The following is a 25,037-nucleotide window of genomic DNA, read 5'->3' as shown; positions in this document are numbered from 1 at the left end:
ACCCGGCCAGGTGGGAACCGGCACGACGCCGCTCACGTCGTACCCTCGTGTCCACCACCGTCCGCACCCGAGCGTCAGCGGCCGGTCTCGCCCTGCTGCTGGCGGTGGCCGGGTGCGCCGAGTCGGACCGGGGAGGCACCGTGACCGCCGACCAGAGCCCCACCGCGCCCGGCGGCTCCCCGACGGCGAGCCCCGGCGACGCCCCTGCCGACGACACCGCCGCCGGCCAGCCACCTTCCGGTCGTACCGGCCAGACGCTGTCGCCGACCGAACCACCGCTGATCGGCACCCCGACGGCCCCACCGAGTCATCCGACCGAGCTGCGCAAGGCGAACGTCCTCGCCGGCCGGCTCAGCCGTGGCGGCAGCGGCCCCTGCTACACCCTGGTCACCGACGACGGCCGGGAGTACGCCCTGCACGGCAGGGACAAGGGCACCTTCGCCACCGGGACCTGGGTGCGGGTGACCACCGCTGCGGCGACGACCGAGGTGGACTGCGACGGCCCGGGCATCCCGGTCGACATCATCAAGATCCTCCCGGTCGGTTGACCGTCCGGACCCGACCTCCGCCCGCCGCACAGCCAGGTCTCGGCCCGACCGACGCCGTCGACACAGGGCCTAGGCTGTGGTCCATGACCGAGCAGCGTGGCGATGCCGTCGACGAGTCCTGCGTACTCACCGAGGGGCCGTGGACGCACCGGTTCGTGGGTGCGAACGGCAGCCGCTTCCACGTCGTGGAGGCGGGTACCGGCCCGATGGTGCTCTTCCTGCACGGCTTCCCGGAGCACTGGTGGGCCTGGCACCAGATGCTGCCGGCCGTCGCCGACGCCGGCTTCCGCGCCGTCGCGATGGATCTGCGGGGCTACGGGGCCAGCGACAAGCCACCCCGGGGGTACGACGGCTACACCCTGGCCGCCGACGTCGCCGGGCTGATCCGGGCGCTGGGCGAGCGTTCGGCCACCCTGGTCGGCACCGGTGCCGGCGGGATGATCGCCTGGACCGCGGCGTCGTTCCACCCCAACCTGGTACGCCGCCTGGTGGTGCTCGCCGCCCCGCACCCGCTGCGGCTACGGGCCGCCATCTTCGCCGACCCCCGAGGCCAGTTCGCCGCCTCGACACCGGCGCTGAAATTCCAGCTGCCCCGATACGAACACCTCCTCACCCGCGACAACGGCCGCGCGGTGGAGGAGATCCTGCGCCGCTGGGGTGGCCCGCGCTGGGTCAGCGGCCCGGACTTCACCGACTACGCACGGCGCTACCGGGAGGCCATGCGGATCCCGCAGGCCGCCTTCTGCGCGCTGGAGGGTTACCGGTGGGCGTTCCGGTCGGTCCTTCGGCTGCACGGCTACCGCTTCGTCAAGCTGATGCAGCGCCCGCTGACCACACCCACCCTGCAACTGCACGGCGCGCGGGACATGGCGTCGTTGCCGCGTACCGCCCAGGGCTCGGGGCGTTACGTCAGCGCGGCGTACGAGTGGCGGCTGCTCGACGAGGTCGGGCACTTCCCACACCTGGAGACCCCGGAACTGGTGCTCGGCGAGATCCTCCGGTGGGCGAAGACCTGACCTGGACGGCCGCGCTCAGACCCGCTGCTCACGCACCTCGGTGACCTCGCCGACGGGTGCCCAACCCTGGTAGACGCCGAAGTCGAAGGCCTCCAGCCGCATCGCCTCCGCGACCGGCCACCGCCCGCCGGTGTACTCGACCCGCAGCCATCCGTCATGCTCGGCCAGCACGATGAACGGCTGTCCCTTCCAGGTGCAGGTCGTCCGGACGTACGCCAACTCCTCGATCTCGTTGGCCGGCACGACCCGGACGTACCGGCCGGGCCGCACCTCGGTGAAACCCTCGGTGGCCTCCGCCTGGTAGAGACGGACCTCGCTGCCGTCCGGGCTGGCCTGGTACTCCCGCCCGCGCCAGCGGGCCACGTAGCCGTCGCGCATCACCGCTCACCGACCTGTTGCCAGGAGAGCGTGTCGGTGTCGAGCACGGCGATCAGCCGCTCGGTGCCCGAGGCGTCGATGCGTACCAGCTGGGCACCGTGCGGCAGCCGGACGCTGTCCACTTTGAACTCGGCGAGCACGTCGCTGCCCTCGCCGGGGGCGAAGCCGTTGCCCCGGAACGGGGGCCGTTCGATGACCCAACCCTCCATCGCCCGCATGGCCGCCTCGTTCTGCCCGCCGTACGGAATCCGGTACAGGCTCGGCCGGTACGCGGGCCAGCGGAGCACGTAGATCTGCTCGGCGTCCGGTGCGAAGGGCGAGTCCGGGTGGTTGAGGCCGAGCGCCCGGTAGAGGGCCGCCGGGGTGGTGAGGTGTGCCAGCTCGCTAGCCCGGTGGACGAATCCGGAGACCCGGTCGTAGCCCCGTTCCAGGTAGTAGCCGAGTTGGCTCGGGGCGATCGCCTTCTGCATCACGATCGGCCGGGCCAGGTCGCCCGCCGGTGCCGCCTGCCGGGGGCTGCTCGCCGGGGCGGGAGTCGTGACGGTCGGCTCGGGTTCGCCCTCGACATCGTCACCGAGACCGAGTTCGGCCGCCCAGTTGGCCAGCCCGACGATCTGCTCGCCGGGCAGCTTCGCACCGACCGGGGTGCCGGGGTTGACCGCGAACGACCACGACAGGTCGGGCCATCGACGGATCAGCTGGACGAACCGGACCTGGACCGTCTCGGCCGCCGGATCGGTGTGGTCGGCGAGGCGTTGCGGGGAGGTGTAGGCCACCACGTAGGTCTGCCCGTCCAGTTGCACGGTCGGCCAGACGAAGCCGGGTTCCCCGGGGCGGCTGCCAGGAGCGGAATCGGCGGCCACCGGCATCAGGACCCGGGCCAACAGCAGCGTGGAGAGGAAGGTGTCGGTGCTGCCGGCGCTGGCGGCACCGTACAGGTCTTCCTCCACCTCGTTGGCGGGTTCGAAGGGCGGCGCGGCGGTGACCGGTGTGGTGCTGCTGCCGGACGAGGGCTCGGTTACCGGGGAGCCGGCAGCCGCCGCTTCCCCCACCGGCGACGCGGTCGGGGGCTCGGCCGACGCGGGCGGCGGCGCGGGTGATGCGGCCGACCCGGGCGGTGGCGCGGGTGATGCGGCTGGCTGCGCGGAGACCGGCGTGAACAGCGAGGGCGTATCCGCCGGGTGGGGGGCGGTCAACGGCACCGTAGCCGCGTCGGTCTCCGACTGGACCTGGCTGGACAGCTCCGGGGTAGCCGTCGGAACCGGCACCGTCGGCTCAGCATCCGACCCCGTCGGAACCGGCACCGTCGGCTCAGCATCCGACCCCGTCGGAACCGGAACCGTCGGCTCGGATTCGGTGGTCGGGAGGCGTACCGTCGCCGCCTCCGGCGCGGGCGCGGCGAGCGGGGCCGTCACCTCGGTGTCCTCGGCTGCCGTCGCAGTCGACGGCATCGCCTGGGTCGGGCGCTCTCCTTCGTCGTCCGGTGTCGGCGGGCCACCGCTGCCGTTGGTCAGGGTGAGGTCCCGGGCCTCGATGATCGTGCCCTCTATCACGATCGGGGTGAAGCCGCGACGTGGCGCGGGCGGACCGGAGACCGGTTCAGCCACCGAGGTCGGCTCCTCCTCCACCGGCTGACGGCGGGGCAACGCCTGCGTCGGATCACCGCCACCACCGGCGGTCGGAGCCCCGCCGCCAGGTGCCGCCCAGCCTGCGGGAGTGCTCACCCGCAGCGGTCGTACCGGCCCGTCAGGGGCCGGTAGCGGCGCGGTGGCCTCCTCGTTCGGACCTGTCCGCGTACCGGTGTTGGCCTGGTCGTTCTCGCTGAAGACGAAGGCACGGGTCGGCCCCTCGGACGGCGGTTCGCCAGCCGGGCCACGCCGGGGAAACGGCTGACCACCTCGGAACCGCGACGGTGGGGCGGCCCGCTCGGTGAGGCGGTCGCCACGCTGCGTCAGGCGGTTGTGCGCGGGTTCGAAGAAGGATCGCGGACCCGTCTGCTCGGCACCGGTCGAATGTCCGTTGGTGGCTCCGGGCTGCTCTGGGGGCCAGCCCGGCCCGGCGGACGCGGGTTCCTCGTTGCGGCCGGGCGGCGGGCGGCGTGATGTCAGGCCGCCCAGCGGGCCCGGTGCGTCGGATCGCGCACCACCGAGTCCACCCGGTCGTTGCTGACCGGCAGCCGTGGCACGGCCCACTCCGCCGCCGTCGGGTTGGCTCGGGCGCGGCGGTACGGGTGGCCGGTCGGCGGGCTGCGGTCGCGGGCCGGTGATCGTACGCGACGCCTGCGGTGGCACCTCGGGAAGGTGGAAGGCCGCCGGCACCACCGGAGGGGCCGGGGGAAGCTGGGTCGGTCGGCCCGGTCGCGGCGGTCGCGGCTGGGCGTTCGCCGCCGCGTCCGGTGGCGACGCGGCGGCGTCACGGACCCGGTTCAGTGCCTCCACCCGTTCCAGCCGGGCGCGGGCACCCACCGTGCGCCCGGGTAGCCGGACGTCACCTCGGGACAACTGGGCCACGTACCAGGCGGGCAGGTAGCCCTCGATGGGCAGGCCCGGGTTCACCGCCAACCACCACTCGTGGTTGGGCCAACTGGCGGCCAGTTCCGCGTAGCCGGTGCGCCGGCTCGGGCCGACGTGCTCGCCGAGGCAGGCGCGCATCGCCTCGGCGGAGGTGAACGCCAACACGTGGGTCCGGCCACCGGTCGTCCAGGTGCCCCAGCCCACCGGTGTCCGCCCGGCGGCAGCCTGCGCGGAGACCGGCAGCAACAGCTCGACGCCGGACAGGATACGGAAGTAAAGCTGCTGGTCATTGCCGTGCAGCGCGTCGCGCATCGCCGCCTCAGCCGCGGTGGCCGGCTCCCAGTCGGTCACGGCCACCCCTCCTCCCGGGCACAGGCCATAGGTATCGGATACAACCTACAAGGTGATTACAAGATCACAATCCCAGCCCGGCGGCTGCCCGCCCGGCCCACCAGCAGCCGATAACATCGCGTGTCGCTGTCGACACGATGCGGAGGCGGTCGATGTCCCGGCCACTTTGGGTCCGGCGCGCAGGGCGACGCTGGTCGTGCCCGCTCGCCGGTCTGGCCGCGATCCTGCTGGTCGGCCCGATGGTGGCGGTCGGCGTGGCACCGGCCCGAGCCGCACCGCGCTGCGCGTCGCCGCCGCAGCCCGCCGGGCCGGTCTCGGTCTCCGCGATCCCCTGGCCCCAGCAACGGTACGCACCACAGCGGCTCTCCCGGCTGGCCACCGGCGCCGGGGTGATCGTGGCGGTGGTCGACTCGGGTGTCGACCGTCGGCATCCCCAACTGGCCGGGCGGGTGCTCGCCGGCATCGACCTGCTCGACCCCGACGGTGACGGCGGCCTCGACTGTGTCGGGCACGGCACCGGGGTGGCGAGCATCATCGCCGCCGTGCCACGCGACGGGACCAGCTTCCGTGGGCTGGCGCCACAGGCCCGGATCCTGCCGGTCCGGGTCAGCGAACAGCAGGTGGTGGACGGGCAGGGGACGGGGCGCGCGGCGACACCGGAGGATCTCGGCCGGGCGGTCCGTTGGGCGGTCGACCGTGGCGCGGCCGTGGTCAACCTCTCCGTCGTGCTCTACGCCGACCATGCCGCCGTCCGCACGGCGGTCGCCTACGCGGTCGACCGTGACGTGGTCGTGGTGGCCGCCGCCGGTAACCTGACCGGCGACGGCGGTCCGCTGCCCTATCCCGCCGCGTACGACGGGGTGCTCGGGGTCGGCGCGATCGGCGCGGACGGGCTGCGCGCCGATTTCTCGCACACCGGCGCCCACGTGGATCTCGTCGCTCCCGGTGTCGACGTGCTGGTCGCCAACCCCGGGCAGGGACACCGCAGCATCGACGGAACGAGCTTCGCCGCGCCTTTCGTCGCCGCCACCGCCGCCCTGCTGCGCCAGTACCGTCCCGACCTCAGCGCGGTCGAGGTGACTCGGCGGCTCGTCGCGACAGCTGATCCGGCACCCGGTGGCGGGTACGGCGCGGGAGTGCTGAACCCCTACCGGGCGGTGACCGAGACCGGATCGACGCCGGGGCGCGCCCAGCCACCCAGCGGGCTGAGCGAGCACCGACCCGATCCGGCGCTGTTGGCGCAGCAGGATCGTCGCGGCGACGCCCTCGCCCGCGCGCTGCTGCTGGCCGGCGTGGTGGGGCCGCTGACCGGCGCCGTCGTGCTGGCGGCGACGGTGGTGCCTCGGGGGATGCGCCGACGATGGCACCCGGCCGGCCAGGACCACGACGCGGGGTGACACCGTTCGGCGCCACCCCGCGCTCGACGTGGAAAGGTCACTGGAAGAGGTTGGTGTTCCGCTTCTCGGTGTCGAGATAGTCGGCTGCGGACTCGTCCACCGCGAGCTTGATGTCGCGCAGCATCGCCTGGAGGTCCTGCGAGGCGTTGCGCCACCGCGTCTGCCGCTGCTCGTACGCCTGCTGGGCGGCACCGGACCAACTGGCGACCAGCGGCGCGGCATCTCGTTCCAGCTGGCCGAGCTGTGCGTCGAGCGTGTTCAGCGCCCGCTGGATGTCCGCGCTGGCCTGTTGCAACGCGGCGAAGTTGACGACCAGCACACCGTGCTCCATCGGTCTCTGTCTCCCTGGGTCGTGGGCTAGAGCGGCAGTCGGATACCGCCGCGCGTGGTGGCGGCGACTCGGGTAGCCGCCTCGGAGTCCGAGGCGTCGTACCGCGTGCCGGCGGTGCGGATCGCACCCGCCGTCTCCCGTAGCGCCTGTTGCAGCCCGGCCTGATCCTCCGCCCACTTCCGCTTGACCTGCTCGAACGACCGCCCGCCCGCCCCGCGCCAGGCCTGTTGCAGGATCTCCAGCTGGACCAGCAGTCCACTGAGCATCGACTGCAACGACTGGTCGGTCTGCTCGAACTTCGCCGCGGTCTGCTGCATCACCGCGGCCTCTGCCTGGGTCTGGGACACCTGGGACGTCACCTCGTCTCCTCGATCGTGGCTGGCCCTTCGGCGGAAAACGCCCCACCCACGACGCCGGAGGGCGTGCACGACGCGGGATGGGCCAACGAGAACTCGTCGCTGACAGTAGCGACACGATCGCAATTCTGCTACCCCTTGCTACTCCCCTGTGGACAACGTAAACCCGTGTCGGCGATTACGATGGGCGGTTGTCGATTCGCGAAGGGTGACCGGTCTCCAGGGAGGTGCGGTGACGACGGTTTGCGCTCCGCCCCGCCCGAGCACGAGCGACCAATCCCCTGCCGACGGCCTTCCTCTCCCCTCCGGGCAGCGGATCCGGCCGGTCGCCGCCCGGTCACGGTCCGGGCGCCGGTGGCGATCCCCGCGGATCGGTGCCGGCCAGGTCGTCACCACCCAGGTGGCGGCGGCGGGGCTCGTCGCTGTCGCGGGCCGGGGCCTACCGGCGATCGCCGGCACGGCGCTGGCGGCGCTCGGGCTACTCGTCGTGACCTGGTTCCGGGTACGTCGACGGTGGTTGTACGAGTGGTTGGCCATCGGCTTCGGTTATCTGGCCCGCCGACGGGCGAGGAGATCACTGTCCACTGCGGCCGAGTTGCTCGACCTGGTGGCCCCGCACGCCGTGGTCCGCACCGTCGAGTGGGAGGGTGGCCCGGCCTCGGTGCTGGACGACCCGGATGGACTGGTGGCACTGCTGGAGGTCGGCGATCCGGCCGAGCTGCTCGGTGACGGCGGGCAGCGCGTGGGCTCACCGGCGTCGCTGCTGGCCGACGAGACCGACCAGGCACCGCCCGTACGCGTACAGCTTCTGCTGACCGGCACACCCACACCGGCGGTCGCTGCCGGTGACGGCGCGGCGGCCGCCTCCTACCGTCAGCTCGGCGACCAGCGACTGGCCGGCTGGGAGCGGACGGTGCTGGCGGTACGGGTGTCGCGGGCCCGGGGTTGGCCGGAGGAGACGCTGGGGAATGCCCTCGCCGGTGTCGTCCGCCGGATCGCCCGGCGGCTGCGCCCTGTGTCCGTGCGACCGCTGGGCGAGCAGTCGGTCCGCCGGGTGCTCGCCGAGTTCGCCCACCATGACGGGCGACCGGTTCGCGAGTCCTGGCAGACGGTCCGGTGTGGTGGCCTGCTCCAGACCAGCTTCCGGTTGAGCGGGTGGCCGGTGGGGGAGGCGATGTTCCCCCGACTGTGGGGGCTGCCCGCGACCGCGATCACGGTGTCGCTGCACAGCGCGACCGGACGACCGACGGCGGGCAGCGGCCGGGCCGGGCCGTCGGCCGGGCTGGTCGTACGGCTGGCCGCCGCGACGCCCGCCGAGTTGGCGAACGCGGCCCGACAGTTCCGACGGACGGTGGCCCTGGTCGGCGCGACGGTGGAGCGTCTCGACGGCAGGCAGGTGACCGGCTTCGCCGACACGCTGCCGCTGGCACTGCCCACGGCATCGCCCCCGACCAGTGCCGGGCATCCGGAGCTGACCGTGCCGTACGGCAACGCCGGGTTGCAGCTCGGCGTCAACCGGCACGGCCACGCCGTCACCGTCCGCCTGTTCCGGCCGGAGAGCACCCGGCTGGTGCTCGGCGGCGGGGTACCCGTCGCCCAACTGGTCGCCGTACGGGCGCTGGCGCTCGGTGCCCAGGTGGTCGTGCAGACGACCCGCCCGCACGCCTGGGACCGCTTCCTCCGGGGCGTTGGTGTGCCGGGCGCGCCCGTACGACTGGCACCGCCCGACCGGCCGGTGACGCGGGGCTCCGGGACGCCGCTCGCACCGGTGCTCGTGGTGCTGGACGCACCACCGCCGCCGGGTCCGCGACCGGGCACCGCGTGGCAGACCACGCTGCTGGTCCGCGACGCGCTGACCCCGTCGGACACGGACCCGTTGGGCCGGGCCGACCTGGCGGTCCTCCCCCCGCTCAGTCAGGCGGAAGCCACGGTCGCCGGTGCGGCGCTGGGGCTCGGCGACGCGGCGCACCTGTTGACCCGGATTCGGCCCGGTATGGTCGCCGTGGTCAACCGACGGGCCCTGCGCTGGGCGCTGCTCGTCCCCACCCCGATCGAGGCGCAGCTCATCGGTGCCGACATCCACCGTCATGCCGGATGATCTCGCGGGTTCCGCCCGCGCGTCGGCCGTGACACCATGCCCGCCATGGGTTTTCTGAAAGGTCTACTGATCCGGGTCGGCGCCACGGCGGTGGCCTTCTGGCTGGCCACACTGATCATCCCCGGGATCTCGCTCGACACCGACTCGGTCTCCGAGACGGTGCTGACGCTGGTCCTCGTCGCGGTCATCTTCGGTGTGGTCAACGGGGTGCTACAGCCGATCATCAAGACCGTCGGCTGCGGTTTCTACCTGCTCACCCTCGGCCTGATCGCACTGGTCGTCAACGGTCTGCTGTTCCTGCTCACCGGCTGGATCGCGGACCAGGCGGGGCTGCCCTTCGACGTCGACGGCTTCTGGCCGGCGGCGGTGCTCGGGGCGCTCTTCGTCGGCATCGTCACCTGGATCCTCGGCGCCATCCTCGACCGCGACTGACCGTCCTCGGCGATCCTGCCGGCGGCCACACATCGGTGACCGCCGGCAGGATGCGGTAACGCTGGCCATATCGCGGGAATTGGCTGCCGAGGCGCGCGCCGCCAGGCAGTAGCGTCGACAGGGTGTTCACCCTTACCCGCGACGACGGCTACACGATCAGCACCGACCCCACCCGGCTTGACCTTGACCTGGTACACGGTTGGCTCAGTCTGGACGCGTACTGGGCGCTCGGGCGTGACCGGGAGACGGTCGCGCGGGCGTTCGCCGGTTCGATCGGGTTCGGGGTGTACCGCCCGGCGGACGGCCGGCAGGTCGCGGTCGCCCGGGTGATCACCGACCGGGCCACCTTCGGCTACCTCTGCGACGTCTACGTCGACCGGGCCGAACGGGGTCGCGGGCTGGGCACCTGGCTGGCGGGCGCGGTCCGTGACCACCTGGCGGAGCTGGGCGTACGCCGAATCCTGCTGGCCACCAACGACGCACACGGGGTGTACGAGAAGGTCGGCTTCAACTGCGTACCCCCCGACCGGTGGATGGAACTCGACAGGCGCGACCCCCAACCGGTGAGCCCGCTCACCGGCAAGGACCGGATGGCCGACCCGGCGCTTACGGTTGAGCCGTGACGTCGCTCCGCCTCGGATACCTCTACGGCCTCGGCGCCTACCTGATGTGGGGGTTCTTTCCGCTCTACTTCAAGCTGCTGCGCCCGGCCGGGCCGATGGAGATCCTGGCCCACCGGGTGGTGTGGTCCGTCGCGTTCGTCGCGTTGCTGCTCCTCGCGCTGCGCAACGTCGGCTTCCTCCGTGCCCTGCTGCGCCAGCCCCGGACCCTGGCCGGGATCGGCGCCGCCGCCGCACTGATCGGCGTCAACTGGTTCACCTACATCTACGGCGTGAACACCGACCGGGTGGTGGAGACCGCCCTCGGATACTTCATCAACCCGCTGATCGTGGTCCTGCTCGGGGTGCTGGTGCTGCGGGAGCGACTGCGCCCGGCGCAGTGGTGGGCGCTCGGCGTCGGCGCGTTGGCGGTGGCCGTGCTCACCATCGACTACGGACGACTGCCGTACCTCGCGCTCATCCTGGCCTTCTCCTTCGGCGGGTACAGCCTGGTGAAGAAGCGCCTCGGCCTGCCCGCCGCAGAGGGCCTGTTCGTCGAGTCGGCAGTGTTGTCGCTGCCCGCGCTGGGCTACCTCGGCTGGCTCGCGGCCACCGCAGACCTGGCCTTCGGCCACGTCTCGGCCGGGCACACGGCCCTGCTGGTGCTCGCCGGAGCGTTGACCGCCATCCCGTTGCTGATGTTCGCCGGGGCCGCCAACCGGCTACCACTGACCGCCCTCGGCATGCTCCAGTACGTGGCGCCGATCCTCCAGCTCGGCTGCGGTGTGCTGATCTTCCACGAGCCGATGCCACCGGCCCGACTGGCCGGCTTCGCCCTGGTCTGGCTCGCCCTGATCGTCTTCACCGCCGACGCCGTACGCCAGGCCCGGCAGACCCGCCGCCAGCGCCTGGCGGACCCGGTGCCGCCCACGGCGGCGGTCGCCGGTAGCCGTTGAGGCCCGGTCAGCGGACCTCGTAGGCGAGCACCGCGGTGCCGTCCGCACGGATCAGCTCCAGCCGGACCAACTCGGCGTTGGTGAACCGGGTCGCGCCGGTGATCCGCAGGTCGTCGCCGGGGGCGGCCAGCCAGGAACCGATCTGTTCCTGCGAGCCGTCCCCGGCGTACGCGACCAGCCGGAATGCGGTCGCCTTGCCGTACCCGGCCCGCTGGTCGTAGCCGCAGTCCATGGTCACCTGGGTACCCCAGTTGGTGCCGGTCAGCCCGATCTCGGCGTGCACCGGCACCGTCCCGGCGACCGGTTGCATCTGCACCATCCGCACCTGGGCCACCGGCGGGTTCTGCTGCCCGGGCAGCATCATGGCCCCTCCGAAGCCGACCACCAGGGCGAACGCGGCGGCGGCCAGCCCGATCACCGCGTACCGCAGTCGGCTGGCCTGCCGCTCGCGGCGGCGGCGTTCCCGGGCGGCGTTGAGCAGCTCCGGCACCCGGGGGTTCTCCGGCTGCGGCAGGAGCTGTTCCAGGCTGGCCGGATCCAGCCGGCCGAGCAGGCCGGGCAGCACCGCGATCTCGGAAACCGACTGCTGGCAGGCCGGGCAGTCGACGAGGTGCCGTTCGTATGCCACCCGGTCGGCGGGGGAGAGCGCGCCCAACACGTATGCCCCGTCGTCGAACGCGAACTCGCACCGGTTCATCCGGTCACCCCCATCTCGGCCAGGACCAGCCGCAGGGAGCGCAGCGCATAGTGGGTGCGGGACTTCACCGTGCCCGGCGGCACCCCCAGTCGGGAGGCTGCCTCGGAGACCGACCGCCCCTGGTAGAAGCACTCCACCAGGACATCGCGGTGCGACGGGCTGAGCCGGTTGAGCGCCTCCGCGACCGTCCACGCCTCGACGGCCCGCTCGGTCTCGTCGACGACCGGCGGCTCGGGAAGTTCGTCGCTGTAGACCTCGCCGACTCGGGTCGACCGTCGCCGCCAGGCGTCGATCGCCAGGTTGCGCGCGGTGGTGAAGAGCCAGGCGCGTACCGAACCGCGTCGGGGGTCGAGCGACTCCGGATGCCGCCAGGCTCGCAGCAGCGTCTCCTGCACCAGATCCTCGGCGCGCTGCCGGTCGCCGTTGACCAGCCGCAGCGCGTGCGCGTACAGCGCCTCGGCATGCTCGTCATGCAGGGCACGCAGCAGGTGGGCGTCGTGGTCGCTGATCGTTCTCTCCTCGCTCTCACCGACGAGCGGGCGCGGTGTTACGACCGGAGATACGTGCGGTCACGCCGATCGGTTCATTCCCAGCTCGAACCCGGGATTCCCGAGGTGGAGTTCATCGCTGATTCACATCGACGCTGACCCGCGCTCACCACGCCGCCCTAGCGTCCGGCGGGTACGCGTCGGTGACCTGAGCCGACGTGCACCGACCCTCAGGAGGATCCTCCCCATGAGCGACCGTCCCCGGCTGCTCCCGCTGCTGGGCACCCCCCGCCACGGCAGCCGCGACGCCATGACCTGCCGCTACCGCTGCGGCAACGCCTGTGACCATCCGGTACCCAACACCTCCGACAACGCGTACTTCGGTGACGTGGTGAACGCCGAGGTCAGCCGCCGCGGTGTGGTCCGCGCCGGGGCGGTCGGTGCCCTGGTGCTCGGATTCAGCGGCGCTGCGGCCGGCGCGCTGGCCGGCGCGGCTCCCGCCGCCGCAGTCCCGGTACCCCCGGTGCCCCCGGCCGGTCAGCCGGCGGCAGCCGGCCGTCGCCCGGGCAACGGTGCCCTGAGCTTCACGCCGATCCCGCCGAACACCCTGGACACGTTCGTCGTCCCGAACGGCTACGACCACGCCGTGGTCATCCGCTGGGGCGACCCGGTGGTGCCCGGCGCGCCGGAGTTCAACCCGCGCCGGCAGACCGCCGCCGCGCAGAGCAAGCAGTTCGGCTACAACAACGACTTCGTCGGCGTGCTGCCGCTGGACAAGCGCGGCAAGCGGGCGCTGCTCGTGGTCAACCACGAGTACACCAACGAGGATCTGATGTTCCCCGGCTTCACCAGCCAGGACGCGCTCAGCGTCGAGCAGGTGAGGGTGGCGATGGCCGCACACGGCATGTCCGTGGTGGAGATCGAGCGGGTCGCCGGCACCGGCCAGTGGCAGGTCGTCGACTCCGGCCGCCGTCCGTACAACCGCCGCGTCGACGCGCTGAGCAGCAAGTTCGAGCTGACCGGGCCGGCCGCCGGCTCGTCGTTCGTGAAGACGGCCGCCGACCCGAAGGGTCGTACGGTCATCGGCACGCTGAACAACTGTGCCGGCGGCGTCACGCCGTGGGGCACCGTGCTGTCCGGGGAGGAGAACTTCAACCAGTACTTCGTCGGCGGCGATGCGGCGCCGGAGTCGGACAAGGCCCGGCTGGCGCGCTACGGCATCTCCACCACGGCCCGCTACCCCAGTGGCAGCCGCAGATGGGACCGGGCCGCCGAACGCTTCGACCTCGCCAAGCACCCCAACGAGGCCAACCGGCACGGCTGGGTCGTGGAGATCGACCCGTTCGACCCGGAGAGCCGCCCACGCAAGCACACCGCGCTCGGCCGGTTCAAGCACGAGGGCGCGAACGTCATCGTCGCACGCAGCGGGCACGTCGTGGCGTACATGGGCGACGACGAGCGCTTCGACTACCTCTACAAGTTCGTCTCGGACAAGAAGTTCATGAAGGGTGACTCCCGGGTCGCCCGCAAGCACAACCTGACGCTGCTGGAGTCGGGCACCCTCTACGTCGCCAAGCTCGACCAGACCAGCGCCGGTGAGATCGACGGCTCCGGCACGCTGCCCAGCGACGGCGCCTTCAACGGCAAGGGCCGCTGGATCAAACTGGTCAGCGGTCACCGCTCCTACGTGAACGGGATGACCGCCGCCGAGGTGCTGACCTTCACCCGGTTCGCCGGTGACAAGGTCGGCGCGACCAAGATGGACCGCCCGGAGGACGTCGAGCCGAGCCCTCTCACCGGGAAGGTGTACGTGGCGCTGACCAACAACACCAGCCGGGGGGTCGGCAGCAACCCGGGGCCGGACGAGGCCAACCCGCGTACCGCGAACCGGCACGGGCAGATCCTGGAACTGGTCGAGGACCGGGGGGACAACACCTCAGACACGTTCCGGTGGTCACTGCCGATCGTCTGCGGCGACCCGGCGGACCCGTCGACCTACTTCTCCGGGTACGACAAGACCAAGGTCTCGCCGATCTCCTGCCCGGACAACGTGGCCTTCGACGCCACCGGCAACCTCTGGATCTCCACCGACGGCAACGCGCTAGGAAGCAACGACGGCCTCTTCGCCACCGCGACCGAGGGTCCCGAGCGCGGTCACCTGAAGCAGTTCCTGACCGTGCCGGTCGGTGCGGAGACCTGCGGTCCGTTCATCACCGAGGACAACCGCTCGCTCTTCGTCGCAGTGCAGCACCCCGGCGAGATCACCGGCGCCACCATCGACAACCCGGCTTCCACCTGGCCGGACGGCGACTACGCCAAGCCGGGCGTGGTGGTGACCTGGCGGCTGGACGGCGGACCGGTCGGTAGCTGACCCCGCTCCGGCATCGCGCCGGCCGCCCATCCGACGGCCCTCTCCCCACCAGGGAGGGGGCCGTCCCGGCGTACGGCGTGGGTCAGCTGTCGGCGGCCAGCCCTTCGGCGATGGCACGCGCGGCGGTGAGCAGTTTCGTCCGTACCACTCGGGCGGAGGTCATCATCTCGCTGGCCGGCAGCGTGCAGGCCAGCACCGTCCGCCGTTCCATGTCCTTGTCCGGGCACACCAGGACGGCGGCGCAGGCCACCCCCTGCCGGAACTGGCCCAGTTCCAGCTGCATCCCGCGCCGTTCCCCGGCGGTGAGGTCGGCCTCGAAGGCTTCCGGGGTGGTGAGGGTGGCGCTGGTGAACGGGCGCATCCCGTACTCACGCAGGTAGCGCTGGCGTTGCTCGGTGGTGAGCGTGGCGAGCAGCGCCTTGCCGAGTGCGGTCGCGTGCGCGCCCTCGTCGAAGCCGGGGACGAGATCTTCCAGGTACGGCGATCGACTCCCCTCCGCCACGGCGGTGATCGCCACCTGGCCGCCCACGAACCGGCCCAGGACGTGGCTCCAGCCGGTCTCCAGGGCCACCCGACGCAGGCTCTCCCCGACGGCTGGTGAGCGGAACGCGGCGACCAGCTCGCGGTAGCGGTCGGCGACCTCCAGACCCACGATGTACGTGCCGTCCTCCCGACGGATCACGTAGCCCTCGTACGCGAGGGTGCGGACCAGGTGGTAGGTGGTGGCCACGGTCAGCTCACATCGGCGAGCGATCTGTTTGACCGTCAGGCCCCGAGGGGCACGACCGACCGACTCAAGCACTCGAAGCGCGCGGGAGACACTTCGGATCAGGTCCGAAGGTTCCGCCAGGGGGTCACGCACAACCACCTCCGCTACCGGGGACTTACACCATATGAAAAAGTGGCCCGCCGCGAAATGCCTGATCGGGTGAGCTGACCAAGATCGTCCGATACGGCATGTGAGGTGGAACGCACTTTCCGTCGCCGATCTGTGGCTGACGTAGGTTGGGCCCCACCATGACCCACATCGCCCCTCCGCCCACCTCGGCGACCGCCGCACGGCCCGTCCGGGCCAGTCTGGTGGCGGTCACCGTCACGATCGCCTGCGTACTGCCGGTCTTCCTGGTCGGTGGTCTCGCCGTGCAGATGCGGGAGGAGTTGGGCTTCTCCCCCGCCGGTCTGGGGCTCGTGGTGGCGGTCTACTTCGCTGTCGGTGCCCTCGCCTCGGTCCCCTCCGGCGCGCTGGTCGAACGGTGGGGTGCCGCCCTGGTGGCCCGGACCGGCATCGTGGTCTCCGCAGGCAGCCTGCTCGCCGTGGCGGTGGCGGCCCGCTCCTACCCGGTGCTGGTCGGCCTGCTCGCGGTTGCCGGCACTGCGAACGCCCTCGGTCAACTGTCCAGCAACGCGCTGCTCGCGCGGCACGTTCCGCCCCGTCGGCAGGGCCTGTCCTTCGGCGTCAAGCAGGCGGCCATCCCGCTGTCCACCCTGCTCGCCGGCGTGGCGGTACCCACCCTCGCGTTGACCGTCGGCTGGCGCTGGGCCTTCGTGGCCGCAGCCGGGGCGGCACTGGCCGCGCTGCCGGCCGTACCGTCGGATGGCACCGCGCCCACCGCGCGGCGGACCGGGCGCACCGGCCGGGCGAACCCGGGGCTGATCCTGGTCGGGGTGGCCGCGACGCTGGCCGCCGGGGCGGCGAACGCGCTGGGCACCTTCGTGGTCGACGCCTCGGTCGACCGGGGTCTGGGCCCCGCGATGGCCGGGCTGACGCTGACCCTGGGCAGCGCGGTCTGCGTGACGGCCCGGGTCGGGGTCGGCTGGTTGGCCGACCGCCGCACCGGTGGCCACATCGCGGTGATCGCCGGGCTGCTGGTGGCCGGGGCGGCCGGGCTGGCCCTGCTCGCCACGGCGGGCCCCGGCCCGCTGGTGGTCGGCGTGGTGCTCGGCTTCGGGCTCGGCTGGTCCTGGCCCGGCCTGATGAACTTCGCCGTGGTCCAGCTGCATCCGCAGGCCCCGGCCGCAGCCACCTCGATCACCCAGACCGGGGTGTACGCGGGCGGCTGCCTCGGCCCGCTCGCCCTGGGTCCGCTCGCCGCCGCGGCCGGCTATCCGGCGATGTGGCTGACCGCCGCTGCGGCCATGCTCATCGCCTCCGCCCTCATGCTCACCGCCACCCGCCTACTCCCCACCCGAAACCCCGCCCCCACCAGTTGATCAAGAAGTTTTGGTCAGGATTCGCGCGTACGGCGACCAAAACTTCTTGATCAACGCGGGGGGACGCGGGGTGGGACGCGCGGTGGGAGGGGGTTAGCTGGTGCGGTCGGCGATGTGGTCGCAGAGGGATTCGAGCGCGCGACGGGCCGGACCGTCCGGCAGGGGCGCCAGTTGGGCGCGGGCGTCCTCGGCGTAACTGCGGACGGTCTCCCGGGACCGCTTGAGCGCCGGGCTCTCCCGGAGCAGACCGAGCGCCTCGGCGTGCAGGGCGTCGTCGGTCAGCGGGCCGGTGGCCAGGATCTCCCGCAGCCGCACGGAGGAGGCGTCCGCGTCGTCGGAGCCGAGAGCGTAGAGCACCGGCAGGGTGGGCACGCCCTCCCGCAGATCGGTGCCGGGTGTCTTGCCCGACTCGACGGACTCGCTGGCGATGTCGAGCAGGTCGTCGGAGAGCTGGAAGGCCACCCCGATGGTCTCGCCGTAACCGGCCAGCGCCGCCACGTGCTCCGGCGTGGCCCCGCTGAACTGGCCGCCGAAGTGGGCGCTGGTGGCGATCAGCGAGCCGGTCTTCTCGGCGATCACCCGCAGGTAGTGCGCCACCGGGTCGTCACCGGCCCGAGGACCGACCGTCTCGGCGATCTGACCGTGCACCAGGCGGGCGAACGTGCGCGCCTGAAGGCGTACCGCCTCCGGGCCGAGCTCGGCGGCGACGTCCGCGGCTCGGGCGAAGAGGTAGTCACCGACCAGGATGGCAACCGAGTTGGTCCACCGGGAGTTGGCGCTGGGGGCGCCCCGGCGCACCGGCGCCTCGTCCATCACGTCGTCGTGGTAGAGCGTGGCCAGGTGGGTCAACTCCACCACCACGGCCGCCGAGACGACCTCGGAGCGGGCCGGGTCACCGAACTGTGCGCCCAGGGCCACCAGGAGCGGCCGGAACCGCTTCCCGCCGGCCTCCACCAGGTGCCGCGCCGCCTCGGTGACGAACGGGTCGGCGCTGGCGACACTGGCCAGCAACTCCGCCTCCACCGCCGTCAACACGCCGAGGACGGACTCCTCGCTGTGAGGGTCGGCGAGGTGAAGGCCGAGCGCGCCGAACTGAGCCGCGCCAGCCCGGCTCCGGCGACCACCGGAGCCGGTGACACCTGAACCCTCGCCACCCCTAATCACCACGCCTCCACCATGCCACACACGTTCTACCTGGGCCGGACCGGGTGGATACGCACGAGGGCCGGCCCACAGTCACGTGGGCCGACCCTCAAGCCGCAGGTCAGCAGCTATCGAACGAAATCGGCGGCCGACGACGCGAGGTCGAGCAGCGGTGCCGGTACCACGCCGAGCGCCAGCGTGGCGAGCACCCCGATAACCAGGGCCGCCGAGGTGAACGCACCGGGTACGGCCACCGTCGGCGTGCTGTCGCCCGGCTCGGAGAGCCACATCAGCACCACGACCCGCAGGTACGGGAAGGCCAGCACCATGCTGGTCAGCACACCCGCGATGACCAGCCACACCTGCCCGCCGTCCAACGCCGGGGCGAAGACCGCGACCTTGCTCATGAAACCGCTGGTGAGCGGGATACCCGCGAAGGCGAGCAGGATGAAGGTGAAGACGGAGGCGTACACCGGCGACCGTCGGCCCAGCCCGGCCCAGCGGGACAGGTGGGTGGCCTCGCCGTCGGCGTCGCGCACCAACGTCACCACGGCGAACGCGGCCAGCACCGTGAAGCCGTACGCGACCAGGTAGAACATGGTGCCGGAGAGCCCCTCGCTGCCCGGTGCGAGCACACCGACGAGCAGGTAGCCGGCGTTGGCGATCGACGAGTACGCCAGCAGCCGCTTGATGTCGGTCTGGGTCACCGCGAACAGCGCGCCGACCACCATGGTGAGGACCGCCACAGCGCCCAGCACCGGGGTGAAGTCCCACCGAGCGCCCTCGAACGCCACGTGGAACACCCGCAGCAGGGCACCGAACGCGGCGACCTTGGTGCAGGCCGCCATGAAGCCGGTCAGCGGCGTCGGAGCGCCCTGGTAGACGTCCGGCGTCCAGACGTGGAAGGGCGCGGCAGCCGCCTTGAACAGCAGACCGATGGCGACCAGCGCCATACCGGCGAACAGCAGCACCGGGCTGGCCGTCGAGTTCGCCACGGCCGCGTTGACGGTGGCGAAGTCCACGCCGGACGCCCGGTCACCGAGGCCGGCGGTGAAGCCGTAGATGAGCGCCAGCCCGAACAGGAAGAAGGCCGAGGCATACGCACCGAGCAGGAAGTACTTCATCGCCGCCTCCTGGCTCAGCAGCCGGCGACGACGCGCCAGCGCGCAGAGCAGGTAGAGCGGCAGCGAGAAGACCTCAAGCGCGATGAACATGGTCAGCAGGTCGTTCGCCGACACGAAGATCAGCATGCCCGCGATGGCGAACGTGGTCAGCGGGTACACCTCACCCGCGCCACCGGCGCTCTCCGCCTGCCGACGGTCCTCCGGCGAGTCGGCGGTCACCGCGGCCTGGGCGACGAAGGCCCCTCCGCGCTCGACCGCCCGCTCGCCGAGCAGCAGCAGTGCCACCGCCGACAACGCGAGGATCGAGCCCTGGAGGAACAGGGTCGGCCCGTCCACGGCGATGACCCCGATGGTGATGACCCGCTTGTCGGCGTTGACGACCACCATCGTCAACGCCGCGAGCACCGCCAGCAGCGCCAAGGGCAGCTGCACGGGGTGCCGCAGACGCCGAGGCACGAACGCCTCGACCAACACACCGACCACCGCCGCACCCAGCATGATCAGGATCGGTGCGATCGCCGCGTAGTCGATCGGCGGCAGTTCAAGCTCGGTCACTGGGCCAGCCTTTCGTTCGCGACTGCGGGGCTCGCAAGCTCACTCCTCGCGCTCACCCAACCAGCCTTTCGACCCGCGACTGCGGGGCTCGCAAGCTCACTCCTCGCGCTCACCCAACCAGCCTTTCGAATCCCGACTGCCGGGCTCGCAAGCTCAGTTCTCGCGCTCACCGGCTCGCCTCCTGGACGGTGCCTGCCGACGGCGCCGGGTCGGTGCGGCCGACGTCCTCCATGGTCGCCTGGATGGCGGGGTTGATCACGTCCGTGACCGGCTTCGGGTAGAAGCCGAGCACCAGGATCAGCGCGATCAGCGGGGCCACGACGACCTTCTCGCGGAGGTTGAGGTCGCGCTTCATCCCGTCGATCTCGGTCAGCGCCGGGTTGAGGGTGCCCTGCGTGGTGCGCTGGACCATCCACAGCACGTACGCCGCCGCCAGGATGATGCCCAGCGTGGCGATCACGGCGACCGGCTTGTTCACCGTGAACGTGCCGATCAGCACCAGGAACTCGGAGACGAACGGCGCGGTGCCGGGCAGCGCCAGCGAGGCGAGACCGGCGAAGAAGAACACGCCCGCCAGCACCGGCACCAGCTTGCCCGCGCCACCGAAGTCACTGACCAGCGCCGAGCCTCGGCGGACGACCAGCATCCCGACCACCAGGAAGAGCAGCCCGGTGGCGAGGCCGTGGTTGAGCATGTAGAGCACGGCTCCGGTACCGGCCTGCGTGGTGAAGGCGAAGATGCCGACGCCGATGAAGCCGAAGTGGGCGATCGACGTGTACGACACCAGTCGCTTCAGGTCGTTCTGCCCCACGGCCAGCAGTGCCGCGTAGATGATGCCGACGACCGCCAGACCCAGCGCCCACGGTGCGAACCACTGGGCGGCGTCGGGGAACAGCGGCAGGCAGTACCGCAGGATGCCGAAGGTGCCCACCTTGTCGAGCACGCCCACCAGCAGTGCGGCGGCACCGGCCGGTGCCGCGCCACCGGCGTCCGGCAGCCAGGTGTGGAAGGGGAAGAACGGCGCCTTGATCGCGAAGGCGATGAAGAAGCCGAGGAACAGCCAGCGCTCGACTCCGGTGGAGATGTCCACCTGCGACAGCGCCACCCAGTCGAAGGTCTTGCCGCCGACCACCCAGAGGCCGATCACGGCGGCCAGCATGAACAGACCGCCGACCAGCGAGTAGAGGAAGAACTTGACCGCCGCGTACTGCCGCTGGTGGCCGCCGTAGCTGCCGATCAGGAAGTACATCGGCACCAGCATGACTTCGAAGAACACGTAGAACAGGAACACGTCGGCGGCGGCGAAGACGCCGATCATCGTGCATTCGAGGACGAGCAGCAGCGCGAAGTAGACCGGCACCGAACGCTTCGAGGACTCGGCGTCGTGCCAGGAGGCCAGGATCACCAGCGGCACCAGCACGGCGATCAGCATCAGCATGACCAACGCGATGCCGTCGGCGGCGAAGGTGAAGTTGACCCCCCAGTTCGGGATCCACGGGTACGACTCGCGGAACTGGAACCGGTCGCCGTCGACCTGGAAGGTCACCCACATGACCACCGACAGCGCCAGCACCAGCAGCGACCAGCCGAGCGCGACCTGCTTCGCCAGCGTCGGCCGACTGCGCGGCAGGAAGGCGACGACCACGGCACCGACCAGCGGCGCCACGGTGAGCACCGAGAGGAACGGGAAGTCGGACATTATGCGGCCTTACCTCCGTCGTCACTGTGCGGTCCGCCGGCGACGGCCGCCTGAGAGGCCGACAGCCTCCTGAGGTCGATCACGCCAACCACCCCGCCTGTACGGCCAGGAAGGCGGCCACCACCAGCAGCGCGCCGGTCAGGATCGAGGTGGCGTACGACCGGACGAAGCCGGTCTGCAGCCGCCGGAGCCGACCCGATCCACCGCCCACACCCGCGGCCAGGCCGTTGATCAGCCCGTCGATGCCCCGGTTGTCGAGGTAGACCAGCGCCCGGGTGAGGAAGATGCCCGGCTTCTCGAAGACCGCCTCGTTGACCGTGTCGGTGTAGAGGTTCTTCCGGGCGGCGGTCACCAACACCCCGGCCGGCTGCGGCTCGGTAGCCGTACCGTTGCGGAACAGGTACCAGCCCAGCAGCGCGCCGATCACGGTGACCCCCAGCGACAGCACGACGATCGCCCAGTGCGGCAGCACCGCGTCGTGGTGCCCCTCGGTCGAGGTGAGACCGGCGGTGGCGGTCAGCCAGTCCGGCACCGAGGTGGCCAGCAGCCAACCGGCACCGATCGAGCCGATGCCGAGCAGGATCAGCGGGATGGTCATCAGCGGCGGGGACTCGTGCGGGTGCTCGATGTCCTCCGTCCACCGCTTCGGGCCGTGGAAGGTGAGCACGAACAGCCGGGTCATGTAGAAGGCGGTCAGCGCGGCACCGAGCACCGCGGCCCCACCGAACAGCCAGGCCGTCCAGCCCTCCCGCTCGAAGGCGGCGGCGATGATCGGCTCCTTGGAGAAGTACCCGGAGAACGGGAACATGCCGATGATGGCCAGCCAGCCCGCACCGAAGGTCAACCAAGTGATCTTCATGTACTTGGACAGGCCACCGAAGCGGCGGATGTCCACCTGGTCTTTCATGCCGTGCATGACCGAGCCCGCACCGAGGAACATGTTGGCCTTGAAGAAGCCGTGCGCCAGCAGGTGCACGATGGCCAGCGCGTACGCCGCGCCGCCGAGGCCGACGCCGAGGAACATGTAGCCGATCTGGCTCACCGTCGACCAGGCCAGCACCCGCTTGATGTCGTCCTTGGCGCAACCGATGATCGCGCCGACGAGCAGGGTCAGCGCACCGACGCTGACCACCACCAGCTGCAACGTGGAGTTGGCCGAGAAGATGATGTTGGAGCGGGCGATCAGGTAGACACCGGCGGTGACCATCGTCGCGGCGTGGATCAGCGCCGACACCGGGGTCGGGCCCTCCATCGCGTCCGGCAACCACGCCTGGAGCGGGAACTGGCCGGACTTACCGGTCGCGCCGAGCAGCAGCAGCAGGCCGAGCACCAGCACCGTGCCACCGGCCAGCGCGCTGACGCCGTTGAACACCTCGTCGTACTGGGTGGTGCCGAGGGTGGCGAACATGATGAAGATGGCGATGGCCAGACCGGCGTCACCGACCCGGTTCATCAGAAACGCCTTCTTGCCCGCGGTGGCGGCGGCCGGCTTGGTGTACCAGAAGGAGATCAGCAGGTACGACGCCAGACCGACGCCCTCCCAGCCGAAGTACAGCATCACGTAGTTGTTGCCCAGCACCAGCAACAACATCGCCGCGATGAACAGGTTGAAGTAGGCGAAGAACCGACGCCGTCCCGCGTCGTGCGCCATGTACTCGACCGCGTACAGGTGGATCAGGAAGCCCACGCCCGTGATCAGCAGGACGAAGACCCCGGACAGCGGGTCGAACAGCAGACCGAAGTCCACGTGCAGGCCGCCGACCGCGATGAAGTCCCAGAGGCTCAGCTGGACGGACTTGTTGTCCAGGCCACGTAGCCCGAGGAAGTAGCTCAGGCCGAGCAGGAAGGCGGCACCGACCGCGGCCACCCCGAGCCAGTGGCCCCACCGGTCGGCCCGTCGACCGAGCAGCAGCAGGATCGCCGCGCTGACCAGCGGGATCGCCACCAGCAGCCAGACGCTGCTCAGCAGCCCGTCCGCCGTCGCGTACGAGACGGTCTCGGCCGGAGCAGCCTGGGCGTACGTCAAGATTTCGTCCACCGGTGGGCCCCTCTAGTACTTCAGCAGGTTGGCGTCGTCGACGCTGGCGGAGCGTCGGGTGCGGAAGATCGCCATGATGATGGCCAACCCGACCACGACCTCGGCCGCCGCCACCACCATCACGAAGAACGCCATGATCTGGCCGTTGAGGTCACCGTTCATCCGGCTGAAGGTGACCAGCGCCAGGTTGGCCGCGTTGAGCATCAGCTCGACACACATGAACAGCACGATCGCGTTGCGCCGGACCAGCACCCCGGCCGCGCCGATGGTGAACAGCACCGCGGCGAGGACCAGGTAGTAGTTCGGCTCGACCGAGAAGAAGTCACTCATTTCTCAGTGCCCTTCAGCGTGGTCTCCTCGGCGGTCAGCTCCCGCACCGGCAGGATGTCCGGCGTACTGCGGTCGCTCAGCCGCCCGTCCGGCAGGCGGGCCGGGGTGGCGACCGACGAAGAGGTGGCGAAGACACCCGGGCCGGGCTTCGGGCCGGGGTAGTTGCCGGGCCGGAAGCGGGCCTTCATGGTGGCAACCTGGTCGCGCTTGTCCTCCTTGCGCCGTTCGACGTGCGCGAGGATCATGCCGCCGATGGTGGCGGTGATGAGCAGCGCCGCAGTCAGCTCGAAGGCGAAGACGTAGTCCGTGAAGAGCAACCGGGCGATGCCCTTCACGTTGCCGCCCGCGTTGGCCTGCTCCAGACCAGCCGGGATGCTGCCCTGCGTGGCCCGGTAGACCCCGCTGCCGAGCAGGCCGGCGAAGCCGATCCCCAGCCCGAGCGCCGCGATGCGCTGGCCGCGTAGCACCTCGATCAGTGAATCGGAGGACTCCCGACCGACCAGCATCAGCACGAACAGGAAGAGCATCATGATCGCGCCGGTGTAGACGATGATCTGCACCATGCCGATGAACGGTCCCGCCTGGAGCACGTAGAACACGCCGAGGCTCAGCATGGTCAGCACCAGCCACAGCGCCGAGTGCACCGCGTTGCGGGCGGCGACCATGCCGATCGCACCGGCCAGTGCGAGCGGGGCGAGGATCCAGAAGGTCACCGCCTCGCCGCCGGAGACCGCACCGGAGGCGGCGAGCAGCGTCGAGGTGGTCATTCCGACTCTCCCTTCTCCGCCGCGGCCCGCTGGGCGGCCTGCTCGGCACCGGGGAAGGTGACCCCCGGGTGCTCGTCCACCTGGTAACGACCCGGACCCATCGGGGAGCGCTCCGCCCCGGCGGAGGTGCCCGGGTTGGTGAGGCTGCCGACGTAGTAGTCCTTCTCGCTGTCACCCAGCCGCATCGGGTGCGGCGGCTGCTCCATCCCCGGCAGCAGCGGCGCCAGCAGCTGCTCCTTGGTGAAGATCAGATCCTTGCGGTTGTCCCGGGCCAACTCGTACTCGTTGCTCATGGTCAACGAGCGGGTCGGGCAGGCCTCGATGCAGAGTCCGCAGAAGATGCAGCGGGCGTAGTTGATCTGGTAGACGCTGGCGTACCGCTCGCCCGGCGAGAAGCGCTGCTCGTCGGTGTTGTCGCCACCCTCGACGTAGATCGCGTCCGCCGGGCAGGCCCAGGCGCACAGCTCGCAGCCGATGCACTTCTCCAGGCCGTCCGGGTGCCGGTTGAGGATGTGCCGCCCGTGGTAGCGCGGCGCCGGCTTCGGCGGCGAGAACGGGTAGTCGGTGGTGACGACCTTCCTGAACATGTGCGAGAAGGTGACCCCGAAGCCCTTGAACGTTCCGGTGATCGCGCCCACG

At 71.2% G+C, this 25,037-nt stretch carries 23 protein-coding genes; 9 read left to right on the top strand and 14 right to left on the bottom strand.

What is annotated here, in order from left to right; translation table 11 throughout:
- Positions 1-47 precede the first annotated feature (47 nt).
- Entirely contained in the window at positions 48-548 is a 501-nt protein-coding gene (locus FF096_RS27275) for a DUF5818 domain-containing protein (protein ID WP_155217372.1), read from the top strand.
- 83 nt (positions 549-631) lie between these two features.
- A complete protein-coding gene (locus FF096_RS12055) occupies positions 632-1,564 on the top strand; it encodes an alpha/beta fold hydrolase (protein ID WP_155217370.1) in 933 nt (310 codons plus the stop codon).
- A 15-nt stretch (positions 1,565-1,579) separates the two neighbouring features.
- Here FF096_RS12055 and FF096_RS12050 read toward each other — a convergent pair whose 3' ends face one another.
- Both FF096_RS12050 and FF096_RS12045 read right to left on the bottom strand, forming a co-directional pair.
- Entirely contained in the window at positions 1,580-1,945 is a 366-nt protein-coding gene (locus FF096_RS12050; RefSeq protein ID WP_309223143.1) for a hypothetical protein, read from the bottom strand.
- Positions 1,942-4,806: an SseB family protein gene (locus FF096_RS12045; RefSeq protein ID WP_309223142.1), complete on the bottom strand. Its 2,865-nt coding sequence runs from the start codon at positions 4,804-4,806 to the stop codon at positions 1,942-1,944. Before FF096_RS12045 ends, FF096_RS12050 begins: the two co-directional genes overlap by 4 nt.
- 152 nt (positions 4,807-4,958) lie before the next feature.
- On the opposite strand from FF096_RS12045, the gene mycP reads away from it, so the two are divergent.
- A complete protein-coding gene (gene mycP / locus FF096_RS12040; protein WP_155217366.1) occupies positions 4,959-6,203 on the top strand; it encodes a type VII secretion-associated serine protease mycosin in 1,245 nt (414 codons plus the stop codon).
- A 37-nt stretch (positions 6,204-6,240) separates the two neighbouring features.
- Here mycP and FF096_RS12035 read toward each other — a convergent pair whose 3' ends face one another.
- Positions 6,241-6,534, bottom strand: a complete 294-nt coding sequence (locus tag FF096_RS12035) for a WXG100 family type VII secretion target (protein ID WP_155217364.1) — start codon at positions 6,532-6,534, stop codon at positions 6,241-6,243.
- Between the two features lie 26 nt (positions 6,535-6,560).
- Positions 6,561-6,881 (bottom strand): WXG100 family type VII secretion target, encoded by a 321-nt coding sequence (locus FF096_RS12030; protein ID WP_309223188.1) that lies wholly within the window; start codon positions 6,879-6,881, stop codon positions 6,561-6,563.
- A 409-nt stretch (positions 6,882-7,290) separates the two neighbouring features.
- Here FF096_RS12030 and eccE point away from each other — a divergent pair, with 409 nt between their 5' ends.
- From eccE to rarD, 4 genes are all read left to right on the top strand, one after another.
- Complete coding sequence (gene eccE, locus FF096_RS12025) at positions 7,291-8,988, top strand: type VII secretion protein EccE (RefSeq protein WP_375335326.1); 1,698 nt, start codon at positions 7,291-7,293, stop codon at positions 8,986-8,988.
- A 45-nt stretch (positions 8,989-9,033) separates the two neighbouring features.
- On the top strand, positions 9,034-9,420 hold the full coding sequence (locus tag FF096_RS12020; RefSeq protein ID WP_155217362.1) for a phage holin family protein: 387 nt from the start codon (positions 9,034-9,036) through the stop codon (positions 9,418-9,420).
- Positions 9,421-9,542: 122 nt separating this feature from the next.
- Positions 9,543-10,043 (top strand): GNAT family N-acetyltransferase, encoded by a 501-nt coding sequence (locus tag FF096_RS12015; protein ID WP_309223140.1) that lies wholly within the window; start codon positions 9,543-9,545, stop codon positions 10,041-10,043.
- A 44-nt stretch (positions 10,044-10,087) separates the two neighbouring features.
- Positions 10,088-10,975, top strand: coding sequence for an EamA family transporter RarD (rarD, locus tag FF096_RS12010; RefSeq protein WP_155217678.1), 888 nt, complete (start codon positions 10,088-10,090; stop codon positions 10,973-10,975).
- Positions 10,976-10,982: 7 nt separating this feature from the next.
- Here the strand turns inward: rarD and FF096_RS12005 are convergent, their stop codons facing one another.
- Positions 10,983-11,672 carry an anti-sigma factor gene (locus FF096_RS12005; protein WP_155217358.1) on the bottom strand — a complete coding sequence of 230 codons (690 nt, stop codon included), beginning with the start codon at positions 11,670-11,672 and terminating at the stop codon, positions 10,983-10,985.
- Entirely contained in the window at positions 11,669-12,160 is a 492-nt protein-coding gene (locus FF096_RS12000; RefSeq protein ID WP_155217356.1) for a sigma-70 family RNA polymerase sigma factor, read from the bottom strand. The genes FF096_RS12005 and FF096_RS12000 overlap by 4 nt, the downstream gene beginning before the upstream one ends.
- Positions 12,161-12,407: 247 nt before the next feature.
- On the opposite strand from FF096_RS12000, the gene FF096_RS11995 reads away from it, so the two are divergent.
- Positions 12,408-14,531: a PhoX family phosphatase gene (locus FF096_RS11995; protein ID WP_155217354.1), complete on the top strand. Its 2,124-nt coding sequence runs from the start codon at positions 12,408-12,410 to the stop codon at positions 14,529-14,531.
- Positions 14,532-14,613: 82 nt separating this feature from the next.
- On the opposite strand, the gene FF096_RS11990 is transcribed toward FF096_RS11995, so the two are convergent.
- A complete protein-coding gene (locus tag FF096_RS11990; protein ID WP_309223138.1) occupies positions 14,614-15,393 on the bottom strand; it encodes an IclR family transcriptional regulator C-terminal domain-containing protein in 780 nt (259 codons plus the stop codon).
- Positions 15,394-15,548: 155 nt separating this feature from the next.
- Here FF096_RS11990 and FF096_RS11985 point away from each other — a divergent pair, with 155 nt between their 5' ends.
- Entirely contained in the window at positions 15,549-16,742 is a 1,194-nt protein-coding gene (locus FF096_RS11985) for an MFS transporter (protein ID WP_155217352.1), read from the top strand.
- A 93-nt stretch (positions 16,743-16,835) separates the two neighbouring features.
- Here FF096_RS11985 and FF096_RS11980 read toward each other — a convergent pair whose 3' ends face one another.
- The 7 genes from FF096_RS11980 to nuoI form a co-directional block, all read right to left on the bottom strand.
- Entirely contained in the window at positions 16,836-17,906 is a 1,071-nt protein-coding gene (locus FF096_RS11980; protein WP_375335330.1) for a polyprenyl synthetase family protein, read from the bottom strand.
- A 107-nt stretch (positions 17,907-18,013) separates the two neighbouring features.
- Positions 18,014-19,564 carry an NADH-quinone oxidoreductase subunit NuoN gene (gene nuoN, locus FF096_RS11975; protein WP_309223136.1) on the bottom strand — a complete coding sequence of 517 codons (1,551 nt, stop codon included), beginning with the start codon at positions 19,562-19,564 and terminating at the stop codon, positions 18,014-18,016.
- A gap of 166 nt (positions 19,565-19,730) precedes the next feature.
- Positions 19,731-21,263, bottom strand: a complete 1,533-nt coding sequence (locus FF096_RS11970; RefSeq protein ID WP_155217350.1) for an NADH-quinone oxidoreductase subunit M — start codon at positions 21,261-21,263, stop codon at positions 19,731-19,733.
- Positions 21,264-21,342: 79 nt separating this feature from the next.
- Entirely contained in the window at positions 21,343-23,301 is a 1,959-nt protein-coding gene (gene nuoL, locus FF096_RS11965; protein WP_309223135.1) for an NADH-quinone oxidoreductase subunit L, read from the bottom strand.
- Between the two features lie 12 nt (positions 23,302-23,313).
- On the bottom strand, positions 23,314-23,631 hold the full coding sequence (gene nuoK / locus FF096_RS11960) for an NADH-quinone oxidoreductase subunit NuoK (RefSeq protein ID WP_013731028.1): 318 nt from the start codon (positions 23,629-23,631) through the stop codon (positions 23,314-23,316).
- Positions 23,628-24,398, bottom strand: a complete 771-nt coding sequence (locus FF096_RS11955; protein WP_155217348.1) for an NADH-quinone oxidoreductase subunit J — start codon at positions 24,396-24,398, stop codon at positions 23,628-23,630. The genes nuoK and FF096_RS11955 overlap by 4 nt, the downstream gene beginning before the upstream one ends.
- Positions 24,395-25,036: an NADH-quinone oxidoreductase subunit NuoI gene (gene nuoI, locus FF096_RS11950; protein ID WP_309223134.1), complete on the bottom strand. Its 642-nt coding sequence runs from the start codon at positions 25,034-25,036 to the stop codon at positions 24,395-24,397. Before nuoI ends, FF096_RS11955 begins: the two co-directional genes overlap by 4 nt.
- Position 25,037 lies beyond the last annotated feature (1 nt).

It is taken from the genome of Micromonospora sp. CP22 (assembly GCF_009712475.1).
Lineage (GTDB): Bacteria > Actinomycetota > Actinomycetes > Mycobacteriales > Micromonosporaceae > Micromonospora.
Note: the sequence above shows the minus strand (reverse complement) of the source record. Positions and strands in the feature narration are given on the sequence as shown.

Bases quoted from the DNA above. Each gene is read 5' to 3' on its own strand.
- FF096_RS12055 (WP_155217370.1), top strand. From the start codon at position 632: ATGACCGAGCAGCGTGGCGATGCCGTCGACGAGTCCTGCGTACTCACC.
- mycP (WP_155217366.1), top strand. From the start codon at position 4,959: ATGTCCCGGCCACTTTGGGTCCGGCGCGCAGGGCGACGCTGGTCGTGC.
- FF096_RS12035 (WP_155217364.1), bottom strand. From the start codon at position 6,534: ATGGAGCACGGTGTGCTGGTCGTCAACTTCGCCGCGTTGCAACAGGCC.
- FF096_RS12020 (WP_155217362.1), top strand. From the start codon at position 9,034: ATGGGTTTTCTGAAAGGTCTACTGATCCGGGTCGGCGCCACGGCGGTG.
- rarD (WP_155217678.1), top strand. From the start codon at position 10,088: ATGTGGGGGTTCTTTCCGCTCTACTTCAAGCTGCTGCGCCCGGCCGGG.
- FF096_RS12005 (WP_155217358.1), bottom strand. From the start codon at position 11,672: ATGAACCGGTGCGAGTTCGCGTTCGACGACGGGGCATACGTGTTGGGC.
- FF096_RS11995 (WP_155217354.1), top strand. From the start codon at position 12,408: ATGAGCGACCGTCCCCGGCTGCTCCCGCTGCTGGGCACCCCCCGCCAC.
- FF096_RS11985 (WP_155217352.1), top strand. From the start codon at position 15,549: ATGACCCACATCGCCCCTCCGCCCACCTCGGCGACCGCCGCACGGCCC.
- FF096_RS11970 (WP_155217350.1), bottom strand. From the start codon at position 21,263: ATGTCCGACTTCCCGTTCCTCTCGGTGCTCACCGTGGCGCCGCTGGTC.
- nuoK (WP_013731028.1), bottom strand. From the start codon at position 23,631: ATGAGTGACTTCTTCTCGGTCGAGCCGAACTACTACCTGGTCCTCGCC.
- FF096_RS11955 (WP_155217348.1), bottom strand. From the start codon at position 24,398: ATGACCACCTCGACGCTGCTCGCCGCCTCCGGTGCGGTCTCCGGCGGC.